The 26,219-nt window shown below is 57.6% G+C and carries 29 protein-coding genes; 20 read left to right on the top strand and 9 right to left on the bottom strand.

Annotated features, from left to right (window positions below):
• The first annotated feature begins 270 nt into the window (after nt 1-270).
• The 3 genes from A3K90_RS09410 to A3K90_RS09400 are packed head-to-tail and all read left to right on the top strand — an operon-like array spanning nt 271 to nt 2,345.
• Nucleotides 271-741, top strand: a complete 471-nt coding sequence (locus A3K90_RS09410; protein WP_303682357.1) for a PTS sugar transporter subunit IIA — start codon at nt 271-273, stop codon at nt 739-741.
• Nucleotides 742-799: 58 nt separating this feature from the next.
• Nucleotides 800-2,092: a histidine--tRNA ligase gene (hisS, locus tag A3K90_RS09405; RefSeq protein WP_303682356.1), complete on the top strand. Its 1,293-nt coding sequence runs from the start codon at nt 800-802 to the stop codon at nt 2,090-2,092.
• Between the two features lie 13 nt (nt 2,093-2,105).
• Entirely contained in the window at nt 2,106-2,345 is a 240-nt protein-coding gene (locus tag A3K90_RS09400; RefSeq protein ID WP_303682355.1) for a glutaredoxin family protein, read from the top strand.
• Between the two features lie 150 nt (nt 2,346-2,495).
• On the opposite strand, the gene A3K90_RS09395 is transcribed toward A3K90_RS09400, so the two are convergent.
• Nucleotides 2,496-3,998: a Fic family protein gene (locus tag A3K90_RS09395; protein ID WP_303682354.1), complete on the bottom strand. Its 1,503-nt coding sequence runs from the start codon at nt 3,996-3,998 to the stop codon at nt 2,496-2,498.
• A 453-nt stretch (nt 3,999-4,451) separates the two neighbouring features.
• Here A3K90_RS09395 and A3K90_RS09390 point away from each other — a divergent pair, with 453 nt between their 5' ends.
• The 3 genes from A3K90_RS09390 to A3K90_RS09380 all read left to right on the top strand — a co-directional run bounded on the left by A3K90_RS09390 (nt 4,452) and on the right by A3K90_RS09380 (nt 7,184).
• Nucleotides 4,452-5,435 carry an inverse autotransporter beta domain-containing protein gene (locus A3K90_RS09390; protein WP_303682353.1) on the top strand — a complete coding sequence of 328 codons (984 nt, stop codon included), beginning with the start codon at nt 4,452-4,454 and terminating at the stop codon, nt 5,433-5,435.
• A gap of 13 nt (nt 5,436-5,448) precedes the next feature.
• Entirely contained in the window at nt 5,449-5,997 is a 549-nt protein-coding gene (locus tag A3K90_RS09385; protein WP_303682352.1) for a hypothetical protein, read from the top strand.
• Between the two features lie 278 nt (nt 5,998-6,275).
• Nucleotides 6,276-7,184 (top strand): hypothetical protein, encoded by a 909-nt coding sequence (locus tag A3K90_RS09380; protein WP_303682351.1) that lies wholly within the window; start codon nt 6,276-6,278, stop codon nt 7,182-7,184.
• Nucleotides 7,185-7,191: 7 nt separating this feature from the next.
• On the opposite strand, the gene A3K90_RS09375 is transcribed toward A3K90_RS09380, so the two are convergent.
• A complete protein-coding gene (locus A3K90_RS09375) occupies nt 7,192-8,520 on the bottom strand; it encodes an ATP-binding protein (protein WP_303682350.1) in 1,329 nt (442 codons plus the stop codon).
• A gap of 147 nt (nt 8,521-8,667) precedes the next feature.
• Here A3K90_RS09375 and A3K90_RS09370 point away from each other — a divergent pair, with 147 nt between their 5' ends.
• From A3K90_RS09370 to A3K90_RS09315, 12 genes are all read left to right on the top strand, one after another.
• Nucleotides 8,668-8,886, top strand: coding sequence for a hypothetical protein (locus tag A3K90_RS09370; RefSeq protein ID WP_041463899.1), 219 nt, complete (start codon nt 8,668-8,670; stop codon nt 8,884-8,886).
• A 150-nt stretch (nt 8,887-9,036) separates the two neighbouring features.
• The gene (gene rimP, locus A3K90_RS09365) at nt 9,037-9,567 is read left to right on the top strand and encodes a ribosome maturation factor RimP (RefSeq protein WP_303682349.1); all 531 of its coding nucleotides are present in this window, start codon (nt 9,037-9,039) and stop codon (nt 9,565-9,567) included.
• Between the two features lie 38 nt (nt 9,568-9,605).
• The gene (gene nusA / locus A3K90_RS09360; protein WP_303682348.1) at nt 9,606-11,267 is read left to right on the top strand and encodes a transcription termination factor NusA; all 1,662 of its coding nucleotides are present in this window, start codon (nt 9,606-9,608) and stop codon (nt 11,265-11,267) included.
• A gap of 70 nt (nt 11,268-11,337) precedes the next feature.
• Nucleotides 11,338-14,073, top strand: a complete 2,736-nt coding sequence (gene infB / locus A3K90_RS09355; RefSeq protein WP_303682347.1) for a translation initiation factor IF-2 — start codon at nt 11,338-11,340, stop codon at nt 14,071-14,073.
• A 16-nt stretch (nt 14,074-14,089) separates the two neighbouring features.
• Nucleotides 14,090-14,449, top strand: a complete 360-nt coding sequence (rbfA, locus tag A3K90_RS09350) for a 30S ribosome-binding factor RbfA (RefSeq protein WP_303682346.1) — start codon at nt 14,090-14,092, stop codon at nt 14,447-14,449.
• 25 nt (nt 14,450-14,474) lie between these two features.
• On the top strand, nt 14,475-15,344 hold the full coding sequence (gene truB, locus A3K90_RS09345) for a tRNA pseudouridine(55) synthase TruB (RefSeq protein ID WP_369690419.1): 870 nt from the start codon (nt 14,475-14,477) through the stop codon (nt 15,342-15,344).
• Entirely contained in the window at nt 15,331-16,293 is a 963-nt protein-coding gene (ribF, locus tag A3K90_RS09340; RefSeq protein WP_303682345.1) for a riboflavin biosynthesis protein RibF, read from the top strand. Before truB ends, ribF begins: the two co-directional genes overlap by 14 nt.
• Before the next feature lie 50 nt (nt 16,294-16,343).
• On the top strand, nt 16,344-16,613 hold the full coding sequence (gene rpsO / locus A3K90_RS09335; RefSeq protein ID WP_303682344.1) for a 30S ribosomal protein S15: 270 nt from the start codon (nt 16,344-16,346) through the stop codon (nt 16,611-16,613).
• A gap of 109 nt (nt 16,614-16,722) precedes the next feature.
• On the top strand, nt 16,723-17,610 hold the full coding sequence (locus tag A3K90_RS09330) for a YicC/YloC family endoribonuclease (protein ID WP_303682343.1): 888 nt from the start codon (nt 16,723-16,725) through the stop codon (nt 17,608-17,610).
• Nucleotides 17,611-17,613: 3 nt separating this feature from the next.
• Nucleotides 17,614-18,207, top strand: coding sequence for a guanylate kinase (gmk, locus tag A3K90_RS09325; RefSeq protein WP_303682342.1), 594 nt, complete (start codon nt 17,614-17,616; stop codon nt 18,205-18,207).
• Between the two features lie 3 nt (nt 18,208-18,210).
• A complete protein-coding gene (locus A3K90_RS09320) occupies nt 18,211-18,564 on the top strand; it encodes a DNA-directed RNA polymerase subunit omega (RefSeq protein WP_303682341.1) in 354 nt (117 codons plus the stop codon).
• On the top strand, nt 18,542-19,018 hold the full coding sequence (locus tag A3K90_RS09315; RefSeq protein ID WP_303682340.1) for a VOC family protein: 477 nt from the start codon (nt 18,542-18,544) through the stop codon (nt 19,016-19,018). The genes A3K90_RS09320 and A3K90_RS09315 overlap by 23 nt, the downstream gene beginning before the upstream one ends.
• A 266-nt stretch (nt 19,019-19,284) precedes the next feature.
• On the opposite strand, the gene A3K90_RS09310 is transcribed toward A3K90_RS09315, so the two are convergent.
• The 5 genes from A3K90_RS09310 to dprA form a co-directional block, all read right to left on the bottom strand.
• Nucleotides 19,285-20,019, bottom strand: a complete 735-nt coding sequence (locus A3K90_RS09310; protein ID WP_303682339.1) for a sugar phosphate nucleotidyltransferase — start codon at nt 20,017-20,019, stop codon at nt 19,285-19,287.
• 61 nt (nt 20,020-20,080) lie between these two features.
• On the bottom strand, nt 20,081-20,467 hold the full coding sequence (gene panD / locus A3K90_RS09305) for an aspartate 1-decarboxylase (RefSeq protein ID WP_303682338.1): 387 nt from the start codon (nt 20,465-20,467) through the stop codon (nt 20,081-20,083).
• A gap of 25 nt (nt 20,468-20,492) precedes the next feature.
• Complete coding sequence (gene lptC, locus A3K90_RS09300; RefSeq protein WP_303682337.1) at nt 20,493-21,077, bottom strand: LPS export ABC transporter periplasmic protein LptC; 585 nt, start codon at nt 21,075-21,077, stop codon at nt 20,493-20,495.
• 26 nt (nt 21,078-21,103) lie between these two features.
• Entirely contained in the window at nt 21,104-21,652 is a 549-nt protein-coding gene (locus A3K90_RS09295) for an OmpH family outer membrane protein (RefSeq protein WP_303682336.1), read from the bottom strand.
• A 164-nt stretch (nt 21,653-21,816) separates the two neighbouring features.
• Nucleotides 21,817-22,665, bottom strand: a complete 849-nt coding sequence (dprA, locus tag A3K90_RS09290) for a DNA-processing protein DprA (protein WP_303682370.1) — start codon at nt 22,663-22,665, stop codon at nt 21,817-21,819.
• Here dprA and A3K90_RS09285 point away from each other — a divergent pair.
• Nucleotides 22,555-22,797 carry a hypothetical protein gene (locus tag A3K90_RS09285; protein ID WP_303682335.1) on the top strand — a complete coding sequence of 81 codons (243 nt, stop codon included), beginning with the start codon at nt 22,555-22,557 and terminating at the stop codon, nt 22,795-22,797. The genes dprA and A3K90_RS09285 overlap by 111 nt on opposite strands.
• On the opposite strand, the gene A3K90_RS09280 is transcribed toward A3K90_RS09285, so the two are convergent.
• Nucleotides 22,752-23,744: a polyprenyl synthetase family protein gene (locus tag A3K90_RS09280; RefSeq protein ID WP_303682334.1), complete on the bottom strand. Its 993-nt coding sequence runs from the start codon at nt 23,742-23,744 to the stop codon at nt 22,752-22,754. The two genes, A3K90_RS09285 and A3K90_RS09280, sit on opposite strands and share 46 nt — an antisense overlap.
• 11 nt (nt 23,745-23,755) lie before the next feature.
• Complete coding sequence (gene fni, locus A3K90_RS09275; RefSeq protein ID WP_303682333.1) at nt 23,756-24,841, bottom strand: type 2 isopentenyl-diphosphate Delta-isomerase; 1,086 nt, start codon at nt 24,839-24,841, stop codon at nt 23,756-23,758.
• 108 nt (nt 24,842-24,949) lie between these two features.
• On the opposite strand from fni, the gene A3K90_RS09270 reads away from it, so the two are divergent.
• Entirely contained in the window at nt 24,950-26,218 is a 1,269-nt protein-coding gene (locus A3K90_RS09270; RefSeq protein WP_303682332.1) for an FtsX-like permease family protein, read from the top strand.
• Nucleotide 26,219 lies beyond the last annotated feature (1 nt).

Here is a 26,219-nt window from a genome sequence, read left to right as displayed (position 1 = left end):
TTCACTGTTGATAACGCTCGTTGCATCCATAGGTGTTCTCCGTTGGCTCAGTGTCAAAGTAATCTTCGAAGAATTTCATTAAGGCTCTATCCATGCATGCTTTCCCTTGTGGGGATGAAGATGGATTCTCTTCCGTTCGGTCTGGGGGGTGTTCTCCGTTTAGAGGTTCGTTCCCTATTGCGTATATTTGCGTTTCAATTTGAATGGTGGGGCCCCTCTTTCGTGCCCTGCCCCGCAGCTCCAGCAACCCGGTCCCGTAAGAATGTCATAATGAAGATTGAAAGCCTTCTCTCCGAAAAGTACATTGCCCTGAACCTCGTACTCGAGACCAAGGAACAGGTGATAGAAAAAATGCTTTCGATCGTTTTGGAGCATCCGGGGGTGCGGGATATCGACAGGCTTCGGGCTGATGTCTTGAAGCGGGAACAGGAGATGTCGACCGGCATCGGAAAGAAGATCGCCCTTCCCCATGCCAAGACCGGAGCGGTTACCCACCCCGTGCTTGCCATCGCGACCCTCAAAGAGGATATCAATTTCGACGCCATCGATGGCGAGCCGGTGGAGATCATATTCCTTCTGGCCACTCCCGAGGACATGCTTGCCGAACACCTGAAGCTGCTCGGGCGCATCACGCGGCTTGCCGGGCGGGAGGACGTCAGGGAGAAGATCTGCCGGGCAGGGTCTTCGACTGAAGTCCTCGAGATGTTCAGGGAAGAGGAGAAGGATCTGCCGCAGATCTGAGCGGCCCATCTATCCATTACAAACGCAAGCAAGGCTATTAGAGAGGTAAAAGGGGCTTATGTCGCAGTATCAGGCAGTAAAGGGAACACGGGATATCTTTCCTGAAGAGGCAGCACAGTGGAAACATGTTGAGGAGGTGGTGCATACCCTGGCCTCCCTCTACGGGTTCAGCGAGGTGCGCACGCCCGTGTTCGAGTACACTGAACTGTTCCAGCGCGGCATAGGGGCTACCACGGACATTGTCGGCAAGGAGATGTTCACGTTCCTGCCCGACCCCGGCGGGCGCTCCCTTACCCTCCGTCCCGAAATGACTGCCGGCGTGATGCGTGCCGCCCTGCAGCGGAACCTGCTCTCGCAGGCCCCTGTCCATAAACTCTACTACATCAGCGAACTGTTCCGCAAGGAGCGCCCCCAGGCGGGCCGCCAGCGGCAGTTCTCGCAGTTCGGCGCCGAACTGCTCGGCGTGTCCTCTCCTGCGGCGGTGGCCGAAGTGCTCACCTTCATGATGCAGGTGTTCGAAACGCTCGGCCTCTCAGGCCTTCGCCTCCGTATCAACACCCTCGGCGACCTTGAGGACCGTGCGCGCTACCGCGAGGCGCTGCGCTCCTATTTTCAGCCCTATGAAGGGGAGCTTGACGAGTCCTCGAAGGAGCGACTCGAGAAGAACCCTCTTCGTATCCTTGATTCAAAGAACCCCGCTCTCCGGGACATGATTGCCGGCGCTCCGCGCCTGTTCGATTTCGTGAAGGCGGAAGGGGTCCGGGAGTTCGAGGCTGTATTGCGGTTCCTTGCGGACCGCGGTATCGACTACGACGTCGACCACCTCCTCGTGCGGGGGCTCGATTACTACTGCCATACGGCCTTTGAAGTGCAGAGCACGGCGCTCGGTGCACAGGATGCGATAGGTGGCGGCGGACGCTATGACGGGCTCGCAAAAGAACTCGGCGGAGGCAAGGAAATGCCGGCGGTAGGGTTTGCGGTGGGAATGGAGCGGCTGCTCATCGCCATGGAGAAGCAGGGGCTGTTCGCTACCCTTAATCCGCATGGTCCCCTCGTGTATGTGGTGGTGCAGCAGTCTGAGCTTGCCGACCATGGTATGCAGGTGGCCTTCAAGCTGCGCCGCTCCGGTATCAGCACCGAAATCGACCTTGCTGCAAGAAGCATGAAGGCGCAGATGCGCGAAGCCAACCGGATCCGCTCCGGATATGCCCTGTTCGTGGGGCAGTCGGAGTTAGAGTCGGGGCAGTACGCACTGAAGAACCTCGTCACCTCCGAGCAGACCACCCTTGAACTCCAGGCCATCATCGAAATCCTCCGCGAGCCTTCCATCCGCGAAGGCCTCAAGGCTTGAGGGCCTGAGCTGTATGCCCCGAACGGTAACCATCTACGGCAGGCCTGAATGCTGCCTCTGCGTTGAGGCGATGGAAGTACTGCTCTCTGTGCAGAAAGAGGTGCCGTTCACCATCGAAAAAAAAGATATCACCCTGGACCCTGTTCTGGAGTCCCGCTACCGCTTCAGCATCCCCGTCATACATATTGACGGCGCCTTCGCCTTCAAACACCGCGTTACCGCAGTTGACATTCTTTCCCGCCTTCGGGATTAGGGACTGGAGATGCGGCGTCATCCTTGCCGTTTGGAACTGGACGGCAGGTTAGACTCTATCAGTCGAGTGCTGAGCCCTTTCATCTGTTGGTTTCAGCGTTTTTCCTCATGTATGGCGGCTGCGCTGGGTTTGTTCACTGGCGGGCGGTGTTTATTTCTCAGGCCCACTTTCGGGGGGGCTTAGCAACTGGTACTGTCTGGTGGATTTTTCGAATGCATTGCATGCCTGCATCTGGCCGATCACCCTGTCCAGATCATTGTAGTCGAACGCGGCGGACCATTGCTGGATTTTCTTCATGGCGGCAATGAACGGTCCGGGTTGTCCCCGCCGCGAGAGGACACGGAGGCAGTCAAGATACTCTTCTCTGAAGAGTGTTGGTACAATCACTCTGCATGCCTGCATGAGCGACAACTCTGCGTTCATGACCAGGCGTGCCAGCCGGCCGTTTCCGTCGATGAACGGATGTACTTCCGAGACGATGAACATTGCAAGAAGCGCCCTTGCCATGCCGGGCGGCACCGAAGGCAGGAGTTTGCTTCCCTCTATCAGTGTTCCCTGGACATTCTTCGGCGAGACGAATGTGGTGTTCCCAGCACCATTTTCGCGGTCCTTGAAGTCACCGGGTGCCGTTTCCGGCCGTTCTTTCATCAGTATACGGTGGCGCTGTCGCAATTGCTGCAGGACGGCTTCTCCCGGTGCTGTCGATTGAAGTGACCATCCCTGATCGATGGCCTGCCAGAATACTCCAAGGATATCGTGCGAGTCTTTCGGGCGTTGGTCGATGATTTTGCCTTCAAGCACAATTTGGCGGGCCTCAGAGATATCAAATTCCGTCCCTTCGATGAAGTTGCTGAAATAGGATTCCAGAAAAGCAAAATTGAAGTGTGCTGTTTCCGTTGTGGCCGGAGTGTGTTTCTGCATGAGGGGCGTTGTCCGCAATGCAGCTGCCAATGTTTCGAACAGTTCCAGACGAGCGGCGTCAAGAGGTCTCCCTCTTGCCAGAGCGCGACCCGCTACTGTCGAAAGTCGGGCACTTTTTGTTCCTGGAATGCTCCCGATGAGGTCATGCAGCATACCGCATTCCTTCTCGAAACCCAGAGCGGCTGAGATGTTGCGGGCCTCATCCCTGATGCGGTTGAGAGCCTCGGGGCCCCTTGATTCATAAATATTTACCAATCGTTCTTCGACAGCCTTGCGCCCCACGGCTTTTTTGACTGTCCCGCGGCTCTGGGTGAGGTTTTCCATCAGCATCCGCGCCTCGGATGGGAAAAATATGTTTCGTCCTGACATGGTCATGTCACCTGCAACAGCGCCGGACCCCTTGACAAGTACGACCGTTAAACCCGGTAACTCAACGACTCTGTTGTAACTGTAGCTGAGGTGCATTACGCACTCAACGGGCAGGCCGCCATTGAAGGCGCTTCTATAGCCGATGACTGCTTGAGGGAACAGGGCTGCCAGTACCCGTAATCTGTGCAACCCAATGATTGCTGGCCACTTATGCAGAGGGCTCGCACTGAGAACACCCGGGACAATGCGCTGCAATTCGCCGGTTTTGATGCGCCGTTGTGCAGCCCTGATCTCACTCTCATTGAGTTCCATGTAGAGAATCAGTGAGTCATCGCGTGTCGTCTTTATCGGTGATGTTTTCATTGGCTTTGCCGGTTTGTCGTATTATTTGTTCTAAATGGCCATTTTTGTCGTAAATATTAACTTAACTGAATGATTGAGCAACGACAAGGGTGTCGACATAGTTCTTGTGAGATCGGAATGGATGGTATTCCGGGAATGCAGTCATGGTGACCTGAACGTATTCAAACACCGCTGTACTGAATTCGACCGCCTATCCCTTCTCCGGTAGTATGGCGGCACCTTCTTAACCAGCCATCTCCTGGCGAATACTCAGCCCAACCGGTGGATCCGGTCGGGTTTACTAGTGTTCATTTTTTGTGAAATCCAATGGCGGAGCCTACCGGCCGCGTAATCGACTTGTATTATTTTTTTATTGACGCTATATTACATCGTCGAATGAGGTATAATTCGACTGTTGTTCGCCGGTTCGTCGCTTGCCGGCAGAACGCCTCCTGAACCCCCAATCAAGAACACATGAGAAAGACGCTGTTTCTCCTGTCCCTGCTTGCTGCTTTTTGGGTTTCACCATTGCATGCGTCAGATGCAGTAGAGGATCGTATGCTTGCCCTGGTGCCTGAACTTGCAAGAAGTATCGAGCAGGGCACTACTGCTGAGGTGCTGAAAAGCGAGGCTGGAAGCCTTGCCGATCGTGCATCCGAGAGTTGGCTCACCAACCTCCTTTCCACCCGTCAGGGAGTAACTGAAATCTCCATTACGGGCATTACCTCCAGCGAGCCGGTATGGAGCTTCATGTTCCTGCGCCCGGTAACTGAAAGCCGGGACCTCCGCGACAACACCTTTATCCAGAGCAGCCTGTTTCGCGAGGGAGGACGTACCACCTTCAACCTTGGTTACGGATATCGCAGGATGGTATGCGATGAGAAAGTACTGCTTGGTACAAACATTTTCTTCGACCATGAGTTTCCCTATGACCATCAGCGCATGAGCGTTGGCGGCGAACTCCGCACGACGGTCGGTGAGATAAATACCAACCTGTACCGCGCCTTGACGAAATGGAAGGATGTCGGCGGAAACATGGAAGAGCGTGCTCTCGGCGGTTACGATGCCGAAGTGGCGCTGGCTGTCCCCTACATCCCTTCCGCGCATATGCGGTTCAAGCATTTCTGCTGGAACGGGGAAGACAACATTGAAGATGTGAAGGGCAACACGTTCAGCCTGACCGGTTCGCTGTATGAAGGTCTGTCGGTCGAGGCTGGCTACACGGACTACAACAGCGGCAACAACGAGGGCCGTTCGTTCGAGCGCTTCCTGACCCTCGCCTACAACTTCAGTTTCGGCGGCAACGACGTGAACCGTGCAACGAAACCGCATACCATATCAACACCGTATACCTTCGAGAGCATGGTTGATCGACGCTTCGAGAAAGTGCGTCGTGAGAACCGCATCATGAAGGCGAGGCGGAACGCGAGCTTCAATGTAACCGTAACAGGATTCTAAACCATTACTTGTCATGAAAATAAGAGTGATAGCATTCCTGCTGCTTGTCGCCCTTTTTATGGGTTCGCATGAAGCGAGAGCCGTTTCTTTTTTTGAACCGGACGAGTTTCGTATGGCAGTTATCGAAATGGGGTTGCTAAAGTCAAATCCGGGGACTCCGGATGCTGATACCCCGCTTGATTTTTCCAGTGCAGTTAAGGTGTATCAAAGTCAAAGTTCTTCAGGGGATGAGGTGATTGTTCGTAATGGGGTTTCTTCTTCACTTCCTGGTACTATCAACCGCCCTCCGGATGGCACCTATTCATATGGATATGTCGTTATAGATCCAACGTTTAAGGTAAAAGGGAAGTATACAGTTGAAACGGTTACCTATTACTCCCTTGATTCCGAAAAATTTCTTTGGGAGTCCACAGATAACATGAATACCAAAAAGGGCGAACGAGTTGCAACTAGTGACACTTCATGGAATCTGGCGACCATAAAAATGAATGCCTTCAATACTCAGCCTTCTTATACAGGAAGCAGGTACATAAGTACTGAGGGGGGATTTCGGCTTATTTAACGGATTCATCATACAAGCTGGGAGTTGGTGCCAATGACGCTGGGGCCGGTTCAGCCGGTACTATCACCCGGCTGGTCGGCATAATGCCACTGAATGTGACGATTGATGCATCCACGATGACGATGGATCTCGCCTTCAAAGTGACGGAGGGCTGTTCGGTATATCAGTATACTGATAACACGATTTGGTTTTTTGCTCCAGGCCCCTTCAATATCAATCTGAGCCTGCGTTAAGAGCGCTGTTGTTGTGATGTCTGTTTATGGGAGGCGTCATTCCCTATGACCGGCCATATTTCATCAAGTTTCCTGAGGATGGTGCTCCTGATGAATGTGTTTGAACGTGTGCTTCTGACTCTATCGCTGATTCTGGTATTGGTTGTGCCGGACGGGGAAGTATTAGCTGACGAAGCCTGCCAGATCGACCCCGTCAGCGGCCAGATCACTTCAACGGGGAACTGCTATATCGAGCCCGACAGCTACCGGGTGTTCATCTATGAGGTTGGGTTCTGCACGGAGCCGCCGGTGTCGCCAACTACCTCCGTGGCTTTCGATGCGGGCGATACGGCAGTAAAGCTTTTCGAGAGCGGTGTGGATCCGCTGCGGCTGGAAGTGAAGAACGGCGAGTCCTTACTCCTTTCGTCGCTGCTCGTGCGACCGCCTGACGGGACATACACTCACGGATATGTGATTCTCGAGCCGAAAGTCGAGGTGAAGGCGCATGCGAAGTTTTCGCGGCAGCTGGTGACCAATAAGCCAGTGGCTGAGGGTGGCGGAGACTTGACCGTGGCGCCGAACACGACCTGTTACTCCCGTTCAGGCTCCATGGTATACCGCTACAAGGGAGATCCGAAAACAGCTGCACAGATTGCGCTGAGCAGCGTGGACTGGGGATATACGACCTATTTCTTCAATTCTCTTGAGCCCAACACCAGCTCCTATTCATCCGGGGGCAGGTTCCTCGTGTCGGATAGCGGGAAGATACCTGTATCTGATATAGCCGAAAACAATATCGGTGACGTTACGAGGCTGATTGTCATTTTCCAGCTTGATTCGGCTGTAACGCGTGCGACACGGGGGCTCGATCTCTCCTTCAACGTCGCCAACGGCTCGACCGTCGTCCAGACGGTCGGGGGTGTGCTGACCTGTTTCAACGGCGATCCGTTTGAGGTTCGGATGAGGGTGCGCTAGGCTGCCGTCATCTCCAGGGCGGCTCTTCCAGCAGCCACTCCTCGGCCTGCACGGTTTTGACCTTTCCTGAAAGCCCCTTTCCAGGCGGCGGCTCCATCGTAATCAGCAGCAGTTCGGCGCGGGGGTGTTCTTCTGCCGCTTTCCCGAGCGCGCGCACCTCCCTTGCAAGAGTCTTGCTGTCGGCCGCTGCTGCACAGACCTGGATCAGCATCTCGTTCCCCTCCGGGTCCGTCGCATGGAAATCGACCTCGTACCCTTCGCCGGTCCTGACGTAGGCGACCTCATATCCCCTTCTGCAGAGCTCCAGATAGACGCACGTTTCCAGGGCATGGCCGGTGTTGGCTTTGCCCGATCGGTCGTAGGGGCCTATCAGCCCCATGTCTATCGGGTAGGCCTTCCTCGGGTTGACCATCCTGCGGCGTTCGGAGGTGGTGCTTATCGGGACGGTGCGGAGCAGGAACGCGTCCTCGAGAAAGCCGAGATAGTCGTAGACGCTCTCCCTTCCGGCGGTGATGCCCTGCGACTTCAGATCGTTGTGGAAGCGGTTGACGCTGAAGGAGCCCGCAGGGTTGGCGAGCAGGTGGCGGACCATCCAGCGCAGCGCCGTGGGGTTGGAGACCTCGTGCCGTTCGATGACGTCGCGCAGCAGCGTGACGTCGACGTAGCTCTTCAGGAGCTCCATCCGGTCGCGCCCCCTCACCCCCAGGCTTTCGGGGAACCCTCCGTAGACGAGGTACTCTTCGAGCTCGTGGCGGATGGCGGAGCGATCCCTCTTGGTCCACCGTGCGGGCTCCTCCCGGGGTTCGAGGCTCCGGTGGCGCAGGTACTCCCTGAAGCTGAACGGATAGAGTGTGGCTTCCAGCGCCCTGCCGCGCATGCTGGTGCCGACCTCCCGCGAGAGCATCTTCGCCGATGAGCCGGAGAGGAAGACCCTGCAGGATTCGCTGTCGAGGATGCGCCTCGCGAACGCGTCCCAGCCCTCCACCACCTGGATTTCGTCGAAACAGAAGAGGACCTTCCTGTTGTCCCTGAGCCGGGGGTGCAGCCGGTAGTACTCCTCGACGACCAGCTGGAGGTCCGTGGCCCGCATCCCCGCAAGGCGCTCGTCTTCGAAGCTGAAGTAGAGCATCTCCTCGCGGCCGCTCCCGCTCTCCTCGCTCTCCTGCATGAGCTGCCAGAGCAGGGTGGTCTTGCCCGCCCTGCGCATGCCGATGACCGCAACGGCTTTTCCCGCAACGGCCGGTATGCGGGTGTCCCTCCGGGTGAAGGAGGGATAGGCCCTGGCCTGCGAATCGACGATCTTCTGTCGTATGGTATCGCGAAAATGTTCTTCCATGGCGACAACTTTTTGTCTTATTCGTACTTTTAAAAAGTATAAATCTTTTTGGCGCCCTTTCCAAGAGATCATTCCTGTGTGCTCATGGGCGGTTCAGGCATTCCGCCCCGGGATTTTTTTTTGAGTTCCGGTGTTGTATAGTTGAACATGTTGAAATTCTTCCTTTTTCTCGTCGTACTCTGGCTCATCGGACGCCTGCTCATGCGGGTGCTGAGGAGCGCGTTCGTCTCCTTTCTCCAGGGGGCGGCTGAAGGGCGCGTGCCGTTAGGGCCGAAGAGCCGCACACCGGGGCCGAAAGAGGCCGAGGAGGCTGATTTCGAGGTGGTGGAGAGCAGGCTTCGGGACGAAGAGAGGGGCGGCGCGTAATGTTGTTGACTGTTGCAGGCTTTTTTTGTACATTAGCGTGCAGCGTTTGAGAGGGGAAGCAGGATCCGGAATTTTTCTTATGTGAAGTGGGGGATCCCCACTTTTTTGTTTTCCCCGATTTCAGGGCACACGAACACAATTTTTATTGCCATGCAGGGCTCGATTGACAGTCATATCGAAGGAATCGTCCAGAACATACTCGAGGACTCCGTCGGCACAAAGGGCGAGGGCGTCTACCTCGTCGCGATGACGGTCAAGGGCTCGGCGGTGCACCGCAAGATCGAGGTTATTCTGGACGCCGATTCCGGCGTGCGTATCGACCAGTGCTCTTTTTTTGCACGGCGCATCCGTGAACGGCTGGAGGAGGACGAGGCTCTCTCGGGAACGATGGGCGAGGATTTCGACCTTGTGGTCGGCTCTCCCGGCCTCGGTGAACCGCTCGTGCTCCGGCGCCAGTACGGCCGCCATGTGGGCAGGCTTTTGAGGGTGTGGTACCGCGACCCGGAAGGCGTTGAGCATGAGGTGGCGGGGCACCTGCAGGCGGTGTCGCTCACGGAAGGTGGCGGATCGATAACCCTCAAGCCCCAGACGGCAAAGAAGAAGGGACGGCAGGAAGAGACTGAAGATATGACGCTGGAGCTCGATGCGGTAAGCCGCGCGGTTCCGGAAGCGGAAATTTGAGTTTGTCTTTTTTTATAAATGCACAATCATAGAATGAGATGGCCAGAAAGCAGGTAAAAGCTGAAGGAGCTGACAGGAAGGCACAGATCGCTAGCGCGTTCGGTGAAATCGAGCAGTCGAAGATTTTCCTCGACAAGCGCGTTGAGAGCGCTGCGGTGAAAATGGACATTGCCGACCTTCTGAAGGATATCATCCAGAAGCAGCTCCGCAAGGACTACGACCCGGAGGTCGAGGCCAACATCTTCATCAACCCTGAGAGAGGCGACTTCGAGGTCTATATCCTGAAGAAGATCGTCGAAGAGGTGGACATCGCACCGATCGAAATCAGCCTGGAGGAGGTCCGCAGGATCGACGAATCGCTTGAAGTCGGTGATTACTATGAAGAGGGCCCCATCAAGCTTGACGACTACCTCACGCGCAAGTCCATCCAGATCATCAAGCAGTCGGTGCAGAAAAAGGTGCGCGACCTTGAGCGTATGGTTGTGTATGAAGAGTGCCTCGAGAAGGTCGGCGAGGTGATCGCTGCCGAGGTATACCAGGTTCGTTCGAATGAGGTGATCTTCACCTACAACACATCGAAAGACCACCGGGTCGAACTGGTGCTTCCGAAGTCGGAGATGATGAAGAAGGACAACCCCCGCCGTACGCCCCGCATGAAGCTCTATGTGAAGAACATTGAGCGCGAGCGGGTAAAGGTGCGTCTTGATGACGGCTCGGTGGAAGAGAAGGAGAAGTCGGACGGCGGCATGAAGGTCATCGTATCGCGTGTTGACGACCGCTTCCTCTACAAACTCTTTGAACAGGAAGTCCCTGAAATCCTTGACGGCCTCATCGTCATCAAGGGCATCGCCCGCGTGCCGGGCGAGCGGGCAAAGGTTGCCGTTGAGTCAACGAGCGCACGCATCGACCCTGTCGGCGCCACCGTCGGTTACCGGGGAAAACGCATCCAGAGCATCGTGAAGGAACTCAACAACGAGAACATCGACGTCATCTACTACAGCGACGAACCGCAGGTCTATATTTCACGTGCACTGCAGCCGGCAAAGATCGACCCGCTTACGGTGCATGCCGACATGAAGACCCGCAAAGCCCGCGTGATGCTGAAGCCCGACCAGATCAAATACGCGATCGGCAAGAATGGCAACAACATCCATCTGGCCGAGAAACTGACCGGATATGAGATCGACGTCTACCGCGACGTGATTGACCGTTCGATGGAGGATCCTACCGACATCGACATCATCGAGTTCCGCGAGGAGTTTGGCGATGACATGATCTACCAGCTGCTCGATGCCGGCCTCGATACCGCAAAGAAAGCGCTGAAAGCCGGCGTGGAGGAGATCGAGCAGGCCCTGCTCGGCCCGCAGCGACAGGAAGAAGTCACCGTGTTCGGCAAGAGCATGCGCGGCCCCGCCAAACCGAGGGAACGCCGTATCAGCGATGACGAAAAGCGCTACTGGCACAAGATTGCCGATACGATCTACCGCACCGTGAAGGAGCAGTTCTCGGACGAGGATCTGGAGGATCTGTTCAAGGAGCCCGAACCGTTGTTTTTTGATGCGGCAGACAGAGGTGGAGAAGAGGCGGCCCCTGAGGTTCCTGCTGACCCTGAAGCCAGCGGGATAGCGGATGCAGCCGTGGATGAGGATGAGGCTCAGGCCCCCCTGTCCGCCGGTGAGGCGGCCCCCGACGAGGAGTGATGAATCGGCGGGGCAGGCGGCGTCGGGGCGGATAAAGAGTAAAGAGTTTTTTAATCCAGAGGAGGATGTAATGGCCGTTGAGGACATGGACAAGAAATACCGGATCAGTGACATAGCAAGAGAGCTGCAGGTTAGCCCGCAGGAAGTCCTGCGCTTCGTCAAAGAGGGAGGGGCAAAGGTGGCTTCAACATCCTCCATGGTGGATTCGGAGATGCGCGGCCTGATTTTTGCTGAGTTCAGCAATGAGAAGAAGATGGTCGATGAGACCCGCAAGATCCGCGCCGAGAAGCAGCTCCGCCTGACGCGCCTCGAAGAGCAGTCACGCCGCGCCGTCGAAAAGGAGCAGCTGCTCCGTGAAACCCTTACTCCCAGCCCCGCCCCGCCGGTCCACGAACCGCCGGTCCGTGCCGCCGCGCAGCCTGCTCCTGCACCTGCTCCGGCTCCGGCACCCGTCGTCCCGGCAGAGGCCCCGGCTCCCGGTGTTCCCGAAACGCCCCTTGCTGCAACGGAGCCCGTAGCTGCAACTGAACCTGAGCCTGAACTTGAAGCGGTTTCCGCTCCAGAGGTTGAGGCCGTTGCCGAGCCCCCGGCGCCTGAGGTGGTGGTGGTTGCCGAAGCCGTCCCTAACGACCAGATCGTTTCCTACGACGCACCAAAGAACATCGGCGGTCTGACGGTGCTCGGCACCCTCGACATGCAGAGCGAGGCCGACCGGAAGAAGAAGGGCAAGAAGAAGAATTTCCGTGAGCAGGCCGTCGCACTCAAAGATGAGTTTGAAACTCCGGCTTCCACCGACCTCGATGAGGACGGCGTGGTGAAGAAGAAGCCCGTCGCCGGCGCACAGCCGGAAGCGTTCGGCGTAGGAAAGAAGAAAGGAAAGAAAAAGAAACCCGCCGTCGACGACAAGGTCATTTCGGCAAATATCCGCAGCACCATCAGCGGCATGGACGAGGGTACCGGCACCGGTTCGCGCTCGAAGTTCCGCAAGCAGCGCAAGATTGAGCGTGAACGCGAGCAGGAGGAGGCCGATCTGCTCCGCGAATCCGAACAGCAGATTATGCGGGTGACCGAGTACGCCTCGCCGCATGAGCTCGCCGAGCTGATGGGCATGACGGCCAAGGACATCATCCAGAAGTGTTTCGCTCTCGGCAAGTTCGTGACCATCAACCAGCGGTTGGATAAGGAGTCGATCGAGCTCATCGCTCTCGAATTCGGCTTTGAGGCCGAGTTCATCTCCGAGGTCGAGGCTACAGCGGTCGAAGCGGTGGTGGACCTTGACGAGGATCTCGAGACCCGTCCCCCGGTTGTGACCATCATGGGCCATGTCGACCACGGCAAGACCTCGCTGCTCGACTACATCCGCAACAGCAACGTGGTTGCCGGCGAATCCGGCGGCATCACCCAGCATGTGGCGGCTTATGAAGTCACGGCATCAAACGGCCGCAAGATCACCTTCCTCGACACCCCTGGCCATGAAGCCTTTACTGCCATGCGTGCCCGCGGTGCCCAGGTAACGGACATCGTCATCCTCGTTGTGGCGGCAGATGACAGCGTCATGCCGCAGACCATCGAGGCAATCAACCATGCCAAGGCGGCAGGCGTGCCGATTGTGGTGGCCATCAACAAGATGGACAAGCCGGAAGCCAACCCCGAGAAAATCAAGACCCAGCTCTCCGAGGCCGGTGTGCTCATCGAGGAGTGGGGAGGCGAAAGCCAGTGTCAGGAGATTTCAGCCAAGAAAGGCCTCGGCATCGAGGAGCTCATGGAGAAGGTGCTGACCGAGGCCGAGATCCGCGAACTGAAGGGCAACTTCTCGAAAGATGTTCCCGCTACCGGCGTCATCGTCGAGAGTGAGCTCGACAAGGGCAAGGGCGTCATATCGACAGTGCTCGTGCAGCGTGGCTTCCTGAAGGTCGGCGACCCGTTTGTTGCAGGCAACATCATGGGCAAGGTCCGCGCCCTCATGGATGAGCGCGGCAAGCGCATCCCGAGTGCCGGTCCTTCGCAGCCGGTGAGCGTGCTCGGCTTCGAGGACCTGCCGCAGGCAGGTGACGTGCTGACGGTGATGGCTTCCGACAAAGAGGCCCGTGATCTTGCCCAGAAGCGCCAGATCATCCGCCGCGAGCATGAGTTCCGCCGCAGCACCCGTGTGAAGCTCGACAGCATCGCCCGCCAGATCAAGGAGGGTCTGATGAAGGAACTCAGCGTCATCATCAAGGCTGATACCGACGGTTCCATCCAGGCGCTGGCAGACGGCCTGATGAAGATCCAGAACGAGGAGGTCAAGGTACAGATCATCCACCAGGGTGTGGGCCAGATTACCGAAACCGACGTGCTGCTTGCAGCTGCCTCCGACGCCATCATCATCGGCTTCAGGGTCCGTCCGAACGTCAACGCCAAGAAACTGGCCGAGAAAGAGGACCTTGACGTCCGCTTCTACAGTGTCATCTACCATGTGCTCGAGGATGTAGAAAAGGCGCTTGAGGGCATGCTTTCTCCCGAACTGCACGAGGAGAGCCTCGGCTCGCTGGAAATCCGCCAGGTGTTCAGGGTGCCGAAGGTCGGCAACGTCGGCGGCTGCCACGTGCTCGAAGGCAAGATTCTTCGCGACGCAAAGGTACGCCTGCTGCGTGATGGTGTCCAGATTTATGACGGCATGCTCGACACGCTCCGGCGCTTCAAGGATGACGTGAAAGAGGTCGATGCCGGCTACGAGTGCGGCGTGGGGCTGAAAAACTATGACGATATCAAGGTCGGCGACGTGGTGGAAGCCTACCGCATCGTCGAGAAGAAACGCAAACTCTGAACTGCAGCAGTACGGCATGTCGAGACGAACCGAAAAAGTTGCTTCGCTCCTGCAGCAGGAGCTGGGGGCAATCCTTGAGAAAGAGTATCCGCGCGGCGGACCGATTCTGACGGTGGTCGATGTGAAGATAACGGCCGACCTCGGTCTGGCGAGGGCCTATGTGTCCATCATCGGCAGAGAGGAACAGCGGACGGAGGCGATGGAGTTCCTGCGGGAGGAGACGAAGAATATCCGCCGTATCCTTTCTTCCAGGATCCGCCACCAGTTCCGCCGCATCCCCGAGCTTGAGTTCTTCGAGGACCGGCTTTTCGAACAGGCCAACCGCATTGAGGAACTGCTCCGTTCCGTCCGCAAGGATGACGGGGAAAACGCCTGAGGCCCCTTTCAGGGGCAATCCGAGCATGGAAGCAGTACACACCAGCACGAAAGGGGTCCCGGAAGCGGGGGAGTTCCTGCTCCTTGATAAACCACTCGACTGGACCTCGTTTGATGTCGTCGCCAAAATCCGCAATACCTACAAGCGGGGCGGCCTGAAACGGAAGGTGGGCCACTCAGGCACGCTTGACCCGAAGGCCACTGGGCTCCTCATTCTTGCAACCGGCAGAAAGACCAAAGAGATCCCTTCACTCGAAGGGCTCGACAAGGAGTACCTTGCCGTCATCAAGCTTGGTGCCCGGACCGCGAGCCACGATGTCGAAACCCCCGAGACTGATCATACCCCTGCCGGCCACATCACGCTTGAGATGGTCCGCGCCGCCGCCCTGGCGTTTGTGGGGCCGCGCCTCCAGCAGCCGCCCATGCACTCTGCGGCCTGGCATGAGGGAAAGCGCCTGTACGCAATGGCCCGGAAGGGTGAAGAGGTGAAGGAGCGGAAGGCCAAAGAGATCGTAATCCACCAGTTCGAAGTGACCCATATGCAGGGGCCGCTCGTCTACTGCCGGCTTCTGGTATCTAAAGGCTCCTACATCCGGGTGATTGCCGATGAGCTCGGCATGGCGCTCGGCGTCGGTGCATACCTTGCCGGTCTCCGGCGGACGGCTGTCGGTCCGTACAGGGTGGAGGATGCGATGAGTGTCGAGGATGCCAGGGCGCGCATCCTCAGCCAGATTGCGGTGGATGAGCAGCAGCCGGGTGGTGTTTTGGCGCAGCATGAAAGAGAGGGCAGCAGAGCGCTTGACAGTGCTGCGGGTAATGCAGAGCATTACAGAGAAGAAGCTAGAATAGCCGATAATAATCGAGAAGACCGCAGCCGCCAGCATGCAGATCGTTGAGTACCGCAGCAACCGGGTGTTTCCCTTCCGCTCAGAAGAGCCGGAAGCGTTTCCCGTTGTGGCTTCCGCCGTGACGGTGGGTGCGTTTGACGGCGTGCACCGCGGACATCGGAAGATCATTTCCCGGATGGTCTCGATTGCCCGCCAGCGCGGTCTTCGGAGTGTTGTGGTTACTTTCGAGCCGCACCCGCGCCGGGTGCTCGCGGGGGAGGTGACGGGGCCGCTCGGCCTGCTCACCACCCTTGAAGAAAAGATTACGCTTCTCCAGTCGGGTGATGTCGACCTGCTTTTCGTCGTCCGCTTCACTCCCGAGTTTGCCCGGCGCAGTTCAGAGGACTTCATCGAGAACGTGCTCGTGGGGCTTCTTGGAGCCAAAAGCATTGTCATCGGCTATGACCACGGGTTCGGACGGAACCGGAGCGGCAGCGGAGATGACCTCCGGCGGCTCGGTCTGGAACTCGGGTTCACGGTCGATGTGGAGAGTGAAGTGCGTATTGCCGACGAGCATTTTTCCAGTACCCGCATCCGCCAGCTTCTCGGCCTGGGGCGGATCGAGGAGGCCAACGCCTTCCTCGGCTCGTTCTACACCATCTCCGGCACGGTGGTCAAGGGCGACGGACGCGGCAGGAGGCTCGGGTTCCCTACGGTAAACATCCATATTCCGGACCCGCATAAGCTGTTGCCGCGTGCCGGGGTCTATATTGCAGAATCAGAGATCGACGGCACGTCCTGGATGGCAATGATGAATGTTGGCGTCCGGCCGACGGTTGAAGAAGGCGGGAGGATATCGGTGGAGGCGCATATCCTAGGCTGGGAGGGCTCGCTTTACGGCAGGGACCTCTCGTTCAATCTGCTTCACTTCATCCGCCGGGAGCGGAAGTTTCCAACCCTCGAGGCACTCCGCCAGCAGCTTGAAAAAGATAAAAAAACGGTGGAGTTGTATTGTTAGGAATATTATATTGCAGGTCAACCGATTTACCATACTAACAGCAAGAGAACATGACCCTTTCAAAAGAGAACAAGGCGGCAGTCATCACAGAGTTCGGCGGCAACGACAAGAACACCGGCAAGACCGAAGTTCAGGTTGCCCTGTTCAGCCGCAGGATCACCGAGCTCACCGGCCACCTGCAGCAGCATCCGAAAGACAAGCACTCGCGCCGCGGCCTTCTGATGATCGTCGGCAAGCGCAAGAAAGCCCTGAAGTATCTCCAGCAGGTCGATATCGCGCGTTACCGCCAGGTCATCGCCGATCTTGACCTTCGCAAGTAAGCAGGCCGACCGGCCCAGGACGGGCGCGCTTCTGCCGGCATGATCCTGCAGGGTGCGCCCAGACTACGGGCAGCAGTTACCAGCAACACTACAAGACGAGGGTGGATCTATGCTAGAAAGTATGACCGGATACGGCAGTGCCGAGTCGGTGGCGGGCGGGGTGAAAACCCTCGTCGAGCTTCGTTCGGTGAACAACCGGTTTGCTGAAATCAGCGTCAAGCTTCCCCGTCAGCTCCTTTCCTACGAGCTTGAAGTCCGTGAGCTGGTACGCCAGCGGTTCCAGCGGGGCAAGATTTCAGTGTACGTGCAGGTGCAGTCGGATGACGAACAGCCGATAACGGCGAGCGTCAACCCGGAAAAGGCCAAAGCCTGCCGGGTGCTTCTTGATCGCCTCAGTGAGGCTGCGGGCATCGACTCTCCCGTAACCCTTGAGCACCTGCTCCGTTTTCCTGAAGTCTTCGACAACGGTACCACCCCGCTTGACAACAGCGAGGTTCTCTGGCCAATGGTGAAACCAGTGGTGCTGGAGGCTGTCGAACGTCTTAAAGAGATGCGTCGCCGGGAGGGTGAAGAGCTGCTGCAGGATTTTGCCTCCAGGATTGCTGAAATTGAAGACACGCTTGCCCTTGTCAGCAAGCAGGCCGAGGGCAACCTTGAAGTGGTCCGCAAAAAACTTTCGGCAAAGGTCGAAGCCGTTGCCGGCAAGGATCTTGCCTACAGCCGCGACCGGCTCGAAATGGAGCTTGTGCTTGCTGCCGACCGGCTCGATATCACTGAGGAACAGATCCGGTTCAGAAGCCACAACAAGTTTTTCCTCGAGGAGATGCATAACGACGAGAGCGGTACGGGACGGAAACTGAACTTCCTTCTCCAGGAGCAGCTTCGCGAGGCCAATACGATCGCATCTAAATCACAGAGCGCGGAAATCTCCCAGAAGGTTGTCCATATCAAGGAGGAGCTCGAGAAGATCCGCGAGCAGCTCCAGAACATAGAGTAGCCAATGGCAGAAGAGAGAGAAAGAGAGGGGCGGCTTGTGGTGTTTTCAGCCCCGTCGGGAACCGGCAAGTCGACGATTGCCCGCCGTGTGCTCGAGCGCTTTCCCTCCATGCGGTTTTCCGTGTCGGCCACCACGCGTCCCATGCGGGAGGGAGAGGTTGACGGGGTCAATTACCATTTTCTTTCGATAGAAGAATTTGAGAGGGAGATAGAGAAAGGGGGGTTCATCGAACATGAATTCTTCTTCGGCAATCATTACGGTACCCTTTTCCAGAAGACCCGTGAGGCCATGGCGGAGGGCACGGACCTTCTGCTTGACCTTGATGTGAAGGGGGCCATGAACCTGAAAAAGCTTTTTCCGGACAGTTCGCTTCTGGTCTTTCTGGCGCCTCCCTCGATGGATGTGCTGAAAGAGCGGCTGCAGTCCCGCAAGAGCGAAGATGAAGAGAGCCTGAAGCTGCGTCTCGAGCGTGCAGAGCTCGAGCTGGGATTTGCCGACCGGTTCGATACGGTTGTCGTCAACGATATTCTGGAAGACGCGGTAGACGCCGTGAGTCTTGCCATCAGCAATTTTCTTTCAACCAAGCAAACTACCTGAACGATGTCAGTCAAACCCATTGACCTGAACAAGTTGAGAAGCGCCCACGACAACCTGTATGAAACAGTGGTCGCCATTTCCAAACGGGCAAAGAAGATCCACGAGGAAGAGCGGGCTGAACTCGAAGAGAAGCTCCTTCCTTACAAGGAGATGATCCGCAATCCGAGCAGCGAGTCGGAATCCGACCGTGTATTCCCCGAGCAGATCGCCATCAGTCTGGAGTTCGAGACCCGCGAGAAAGCATCGCACCGCGCTGTTGAAGAGTATTTCAACCACAAGTTCGATTACACCCTCGAGAAACCTGCAGAACCGAAAGTGATAAAACTCGAAGAAGATGCTGAAACTGACGGGGATTAACCAGATCACGCTCCGGGTAAACGATCTGCGTGAATCTGAAGCGTTCTACATCGATATCCTCGGGCTCGGCCTCGACCACCGGGTCGGGGCCAACATCACCTACCTGCGCATCAACTCCGATCTGCTTGTGCTGGTGAAGGCCGAGACCCCGGGCACCCGTGAGGCACGCGACATCCGCGTCGATCACTTCGGGTTCCGTCTTCCCTCCAATCATGAGGTCGACGATGCTGCAGCCTATCTGGAGTCCAATGGCGTACACCTCGTCACCCGTCCATCGAACCGCCGTGAAGGCCGTGCCTTTTTCGTCATGGATCCTGACGGCAACCTCGTCGAATTCTACTCCATGCGCGACAGCGGCATTGAGAAAGGGCATGAGGGCATCGACACCTCATCGCCGTCCGCAACCCTTCCACTAGGCGCACCGGAAGACAAGCCCCGCCGTTCCCGCAAATAAACCGACGTACCACCAGTTCACTGCCGAATACCCCTCATCAGGGGATCAATACGGCCTGTCCTCATTTCCAATTCTCTACGTAAGCTCCTCAGTGCGTCATACTGCTTAGGCTTCTTGATTGGTGTAAGGTTACTTTGTTATTGAGATGTAAGATAACTTTGTTTTTGCCCTGAAAAGCTGAGTGGCGTTTTCGCTCCAAGGCCTATGAACAAAGGCGCCCGTGGGTTTCACGGGCACTTTTGCATGGATGTTGCGTGTTCGTTTTTTTACGACTGCAGGAGGAGGCGTTCGGCGTGCAGCAGCTGCTCGGGGGTGTTGATGCCGTGGATCTCGTCGGGGTTGGGGGTTTTCCATGCGGCGACACGCAGGCCTTTCTGGAAACAGACACCAAAGACGTCGGTAAGGTAGTACTCCGCCTGGGCGTTGTCGGTCGTTATTTCCTTGAGGGAGCTGAAAAGAGTATGGGCATTGAAGACGTAAACGCCGGAGTTGATCTCCTGAACGGCTTTTTCCTCCTCTGATGCGTCTTTCTCTTCAACGATCTTTCTGACGCTGTCGGTGCCGGTATTTCTGATAATACGGCCGTATCCGGTGGGGTTATGCAAGTCGGCAGTGAGGACGGTGGCTGCTGCCCCGGTTTCCCGGTGGAAGCTGATGAGCGTTCGGAGCGTTTCCTCGGTAAAGAGCGGCGCATCGCCGGAGAGTATGAGGACTTCACCCCGGAACCCCTCGAGGGCAGCTTCGGCCTGCATGACGGCGTGACCGGTGCCCTGCTGTGGTTCCTGCAAAGCACAGGTGACCTGGAAGTGCCGGACGGCGTCTCTTACCAGCTCCGCCTTGTGGCCGACGATGAGGATGATGGTGTCGGGCTTGAGGCTTTCTGACTTCAGTATGACGTGCTCAATGAGCGCGCGCCCTGCCGCCTTGTGGAGGACCTTCGGCAGGTCAGACTTCATGCGGGTGCCTTTGCCCGCTGCCATGATGACGATTGCGAGGGACATGGGTAGGTGACTTGACTGATAGGTGGTTCGTTCTTCCGTGCTTCCCTTTTCCGGTTTCTGTTCAGTCGAGCTGCTCGTCTTCCTCCCCGATGCGGTGGCGGCGCTTGGGGTTGTTGTTGCGGTCGACGATGAGCACCATGGGCTTGAACTCCCTGGCCTCTTCGGCATCGATTTCACAGAAGGTCATGATGATGATTTCGTCTCCCGGAAGCGCACAGCGCGCTGCTGCGCCGTTCAGCTGGATTACCCGCGATCCCCTGACACCGTTGATGATGTAGGTTTCGAACCGTTCGCCGTTGTTGTTGTTGACGACAAGGACCTTTTCGTTGGGGATCATGTCAGCTTTTTCGAGCAGCTCACAGTCGATGGTGATGCTGCCTTCATACTCGAGGTCGCCGCTGGTGACGATTGCGTTGTGGATTTTTGATTTGAGCAGGTGTACTTTCATGAAAAACTGGACTTCGTTGTGTGTGTTACTTGTTGATCAGGCCTTCGCCGCTGCCACGGAATATACGATAATGCTTGAGTTCCTGATCGCTTTCAAATCCGTATCCGCTGATTGATTGTCCGGGCCTCTTGATGGTGACGAACCGGTCAGAGCGGATCTTGTGGTCGACGCCCGAGCGCTTGGCGTACTCTGTTCTGATGATGGTGCTGTCTTTGGAGGATATCACCACGTTGCCCATTCCCTCTATGTCCTGGTTCTCATAGACGATGGCACGGTCTGCCGAAATGTGGGTGGTGGTGTTGCCGTCTGCATCGAAAAAGTTGACCGCAACGCCCTCATCAAGATGCTGCTCGCTGCCGCCCTCAATCCTGAATTCGGCGGCATGGCCGGCCGTGATCAGTGATTTCCTGGTTCCCGCTTCGGTGACTGTGAACCGGAAGTTCCAGCTTTCCTGGACCGGGCTGTTATTTTTGACGACAGGGGCGTCCGGCCGGGCCTTATTGCCCTGCGGGGCCTGGCAACCTGCAGTGAAGAGGAGGATGAAGGCAGTAATAAGGATGGTATGGGCACCCCGTTGTGCGGTGGCGGTATGCTGTCGAGGGATGCCCATGAAACTGACTGGTGGTCTGCTGGAGGTTACTTGATGTTGAGCTGGTTCATGACCTTGAAGGTAAGATCGCTCTCCGCAGAACCGTACACCATGGCCTGCTTGTCAAGGACGAGCGAGTAACCCTCAGCGTCGGCGACGGTTTTGACCGCTGTGAGGAGTTTCTGGCGGATCGGGGTGATGAGCGCCTGCTGCTTGAGGTCAAGCACGCCGCCCTGGCCGAACTTGTCCTGTTTGTATTTCTGCATGCCCTGAGCCTTCAGGTTCAGATCTTTCTCTTTGAGATCGCGGGCCTGCTTGGTCATTGATGCGCGTGCGGTGCCGTATGCCTCAGCTGATTTCTGCAGTTCGGCCTGCTGGCGCTGGAGCTCCTTTTCAAAGGGAGCGGCAGTGGCTTTCAGGGTTGCTTCGGCCTGTTTGGCTTCCGGCATCTGCTGGAGGATCCTCGGAAAATCAACGACTCCGACCTTGCCGGCGGCGGGAGCGGCCTGCAGGGATGGGACGGCGACGATGATGCTGAATACGGCGGCCAGAGCGGTGCGGCGGCACAGGGTCATAAGGTCTCGGGTGCGGTTCATCTTGGTCGTGTTTTATTTTGAAGTGATTCCTTGCGGTTCCATGGTCGTTCCATGGAACGAAATACATGTTCAAAGGTAATAATTCCGCGATTAAAAACTATAGCGCCTCCGGTTCGGCTTCAGGAATTCTTTTACTGCTTCCTTGCTCCGCAATGCTGATCACTTCACCCCTTTCGGGAAGACGGCAGCATCGTCCCGAATTCCGCCAGTACGTCATCTATCTTCATGACCGGTTTGGCCCTGCCTTCCTGGATGAGCATGTTCGTGCCCTCTGAATGGGCGCTGAAGATTGAGCCGGGAACGGCGAACACCTCCCTGTTCTGTTCAAGGGCGCTTGATGCGGTGATGAGCGAGCCTCCCTTGAGGGCGGACTCGATGACGATGGTGCCGCTGGTGATGCCGGAAATGATGCGGTTGCGCTTTGGGAACTTCCCCGCACTGAGTTCCGAGCCTATCCACTCTTCCGAGATGAGTGCCCCCTGTTCGATGATCTTCGGCCAGAGCCGCCCTTTGGGGTCGGTGTATACGGTATCAATGCCGCTGGCGAGTACGGCTACGGTTGTGCCTCCGGCCTTGAGTGCTGCTTCATGGGCGGCCATGTCGATGCCGTAGGCAAGGCCGCTGTAGATGGTGATGCCGCATGCCGCAAGTCCTCCGGAGAACAGCGCGGCGCAGGCTTTGCCGTAGGTCGAAGAGTGCCGTGTGCCGACAACGGCGAGCCCCGGTTGCGGCGGAGGGGGCAGGGTGCCACGGATGAACAGGCATGCCGGCGGGTCGTAGATTTCGCGGAGCAGGGGAGGGTAGTCCGGGTCGAGGATCGTCATCATCCTGCCGCCGAGGCGGTGGAGCTCTTCGAGCTGTCGCAGGGCTTCGTCGAGTGACTGCTGAAGCCCCATGGGGCGGTGGAAAAAGGAGTGGATTTCACCCGAGAGCTGTTCGCCGATGCCGGGGATGAGGGCGAGCCGGTTCCGGCTGAGACCGGCAAGCTCCGCCGGTTCAGTGACGCTGGCCAGAAGTGCCTTCGTTTTTGCCGGGCCTATGCCCGGAATCCGGGTGAGGGCGAGCAGGAGGGTTCGGGGGTCAAGCCGCCCGGGCTCCTTCAGAAGTCCCTCTTCATGAGGATGTTGGCAAAACCCCTGAGGTAGTCCCTGCCCTCGGCGTTCGGGAGGTTCTCGAGTGCCTGAAGCGCCTCTTCGGTATCGCTGTTGATGAGGGCTGCAGTTTCCTTGAGCACCCCGCAGCGTTCGAAGACGGCCTTGACGTCGGGAACGCGTTCCTTGCCGATTCCCTTGTTCATATAGATGGAGCGGAGAAGTTCGTTGTCCGCACCGCTCGTGAGCTCGAGCGAGCGGAGCAGGAGGTAGGTTTTCTTGCCGTTGATGACGTCTCCTCCGGCCATCTTGCCCGACTTGCCGTCTTCGGCCATGATGTCGAGGTAGTCGTCCTGGATCTGGAAGGCGCGGCCGATCTTCTCTCCGAAAAGAACGAGGCTCTGGAGCTGCTCCTGGGTTGCATCGGCCGACACGCCGCCCGCCTCGAGCGCTGCGGAGATGAGCCGTCCTGTTTTTTTCGAGATCATGTCGAGGTAGTCGGCGATGGTGGCGTCCTGCTTCTCCTCAAGCTCCATGTCGAGTGCCTGGCCTTCGCAGATGGTGATGTTGGCATGGTTGAGGATGTGGATGAGCTCGCAGTGGCGGTGGCTCTCGGCCTCGAGCGCAAGCTCGTAGGCGTAGGCGATCATCATGTCGCCGGAGAGGATTGCGACATTCGCGTTCCACTCCCGGTGCACGGTCGGGCGGTTATGGCGGAGTTCAGCCTCGTCCATGATGTCGTCGTGCATGAGGGTGAAGTTGTGCAGCACTTCGACGGCGAGCGCAACCTTCAGGGCATTTTCAGAGCTGCCGCTGACGGCTTCGGAGGCGAGCAGGGTGAGGAATGGGCGGATGCGCTTGCCCTTGCCTTCAAGGATGTATCGGGCCGGAGCATAGAGGGTGGCCGGAGTCGTGGCGCTGAAGCACTCATTGAGCGCATCGTTGATCCGCTTGTGGTATGCCCTGTATTTTTGTTCTACGAGCTCGTGCGTTACGGTCATGGCTGGTTGTGTCAAGGTTGCTTGGCGGTGTCGCCGATGGGTCTGTTGTTCTGCAGTTCCGCTACATTGGCCGATCCGGTGAGGAACATCGAGGCCCTGAGGTCCTGGAGCCATGCGGTGATGGTTGCCTCAAGGGTCCCGTGGTGGAGCGCGCGCAGGAGTGCTCCGGCCGATGCGGCAAGGTCCGCGCCGAGCGCGATTGATTTTGCGATGTCAAGGCCGCTTTGGATGCCGCCGGAGGCAATGATGGAGAACGGGCGGGTTCCGGCTGTTTTCGGCCGGAGGGCGTCGACTTCCAGCACGCAATCTGCCGTTGGGATACCCCAGTTCAGCAGTTCCTCGATCCCTTCCTGGCTGAAGCGCGTGTCGGTGCCGAACCGTCTTGTATAGCGCGCCTCCTCGACTTTCTGCCAGCTGATGCCGCCGGCACCGGCAACATCGATCACCTGGACCCCTGCATCAAGGAGTTTCCGGGCGACAGGACCGGAGATGCCGCAGCCGACCTCCTTGGCGATGACCGGTACGGGGAGTTTGGCCGCAATGTCGGCGATGTTGTCGAGCACCCGGCGGAAATCGGTTCCGCCTTCCGGCTGGAAAAGTTCCTGTGCGGCGTTGAGATGGATGATGAGCCCGTCGGCCCGGATCATCTCCAGCATGATGTGAAGATCCTTTTCCGACAGGCCTTTGGCGACCTCTGGTGCGCCGATGTTGGCGAATATCTGTATGGTGGGGGCGTGGCGGCGCACGACGGAGAAGCTGTCGCGGTATGCGTCGTCTTCAAGCGCCTGGCGCATGCTGCCGACACCGAGAGGCAGCTGGAAGCGTTCGGCGGTTTCTGCCAGCTGGCGGTTGAGTTCAGCAGCCTCGCTGTAGCCTCCTGTCATGGAGGAGATCATGAGCGGTGCGCCGATCCTGCGGCCGAGGAACCGGCTTTCTGTCGTGATGTCGGCGAAGCTTACTTCAGGCAGGGCGTTGTGGCGGAGCCGGTAACGCTCGAACCCGGTCGTAGGGGTGCTGAATGCAACATCGCCGTTCAGGCAGATGTCGACATGGCTGTGTTTGCGTTCCGCGGTGCTGTTGGTGATGATTGTGCTCATGCCGCCCGGTTGCTTCTCTTGCCCTTTACCTGTGTTTCATACTTCTATGTAAAAGTCATAACTTAATAAAAAATCCCATAATATTTCCTTCTGAACCGCCCGTCCGCCATGCTGAAGACATTGTTCCAGATAGCCATGCGGCACCTGCTCGGCCGGCGTCGGCAGAGCTTGACCACCATCATCGGCGTGGCCGTCAGCACCATGGTGCTGATTACAACGATTTCCCTCACGCGCGGTCTGCTTGATTCCTTCGTAGAGACCATTATCGACGTCGCACCGCACATCACCCTGAAGGGGGAAAAGATCGATCCGGTGCCGGTCAACGTGATTGCTGGAACGCGCCCGTCATCGGTGGCGTTTGTTGTGGACAATATTGAGAAACTGGAGCGCGACGAGGTCCGGAGTTACCGGCGCATCCTTTCGGTGCTTGCCGCTGCCCCCTACGACCTGCTTGTGAGGGCTGCCTCTCCTTATGTGGAGTCGCAGGTGATGCTGGTGAAAGGCCGGCTGAACGAGCCGCTGCTCCTGAAAGGGGTGGACCTTGAGCGGGAGGACAGCATCAGTGGCATCAAGGGGAAACTGACAGAGGGCGATGCCGCGCTCTTCGCCCGCACCGCGAACGGTCTGCTTGTCGGCCGAACGGTCGCTCGCGAAATGGAGCTCAAGCTGAACGATGAGGTGACCATCATTCCCGGAACGGGCCCAAGCCGGCAGTGCAAGGTGTCGGGGATTTTCTTTTCGGGGGTCAACGCCACCGACAACAGCGTCTATTCCTCCCTCAAGCTCGCCCAGATTGTTGAAGGCATGCCGCCGGACAAGGTGAGCGGCATCGCCCTGAAGGTGCAGGATCCACTCAACAACACAGCACTTGCCCGTGAGCTCCAGTCGCTCACCGGCTACCGCACCCTTACCTGGCAGGAGGCCAACTCGGGCGTGCTTTCCCTGTTTGCCCGCATCGGCACTATCGTGTTTTCGCTGGTGGCGTTCGTGGGGGTGGTTTCCGGGTTCGGTGTGGCCAACATTCTCGTGACCACCGTGTTCGAGAAGAGCCGCGATATTGCCATCATGAAGTCGTTCGGCTTCTCACGCCTGCAGCTGGTGTCGCTCTTCGTGCTCGAGGGGTTCCTTGTGGGGCTTGTCGGGGCTGTGCTCGGCGGGATTCTTGCCATCGGCTCCATCGATATCTTCGCCAGCATCCCCATCGAGAACTCGCAGGGCCCCATCTCGAAAACCGGGTTCAGCATGTCGACGAACCCACTCTACTTCCTCTATGTGATCGGCGTCACGGTATTCATCAGCACCTTCGCCGCCATATTCCCTTCCGCCCGTGCCGCGAAGCTCGAGCCGGTGCAGGTGCTGCGCGACAGCTCGCTGTAAC

Source organism: Pelodictyon luteolum (genome assembly GCF_001622165.1).
Lineage (GTDB): Bacteria > Bacteroidota > Chlorobiia > Chlorobiales > Chlorobiaceae > Chlorobium > Chlorobium luteolum_B.
The sequence above is the reverse complement of the archived record's forward strand: the minus strand, read 5'-3'. Positions and strand labels throughout refer to the sequence as shown.